The organism is Streptomyces sp. SID12501 (assembly GCF_010550245.1).
Lineage (GTDB): Bacteria > Actinomycetota > Actinomycetes > Streptomycetales > Streptomycetaceae > Streptomyces.
On the sequence record NZ_JAAGLU010000972.1, the window covers coordinates 1 to 398 of the forward strand.

Here is a 398-nt window from a genome sequence, read left to right on the forward strand (position 1 = left end):
GGTCCCAGGGCGTGGCCAGTTGGGCGATGTCGTAGACCAGGTTCTGCACCAGCAGCATGATCGCGAGCATCGGCTGGAAGGGGATGAACGCGCTCGCCACCAGCACCGAGAAGACGTTGCCGAAGTTCGACGACGCGGTCATCTTGATGTACTTGATCGTGTTGCCGAAGGTGGTCCGGCCCTGGACGACGCCCTGTTCCAGGACGGTCAGGTCCTTCTCCAGCAGGATGATGTCCGCCGACTCCTTCGCGATGTCGACGGCGGTGTCCACCGAGATGCCGACGTCGGCGTCGCGCAGCGCGGCGGCGTCGTTGATGCCGTCCCCGAGGAAGCCGACGGTGTGACCGTCCGCCTGCAGGGCCCGTACGATCCGGGCCTTCTGGACCGGGTTGACCTTC

Annotated in this window: 1 protein-coding gene; it reads right to left on the reverse strand. The window is 65.6% G+C overall.

Going from position 1 to position 398, the window contains the following annotated elements:
- The coding region (locus G3I71_RS49400) for an HAD-IC family P-type ATPase (protein WP_164325519.1) at positions 1 to 398 on the reverse strand (398 nt) is incomplete at both ends.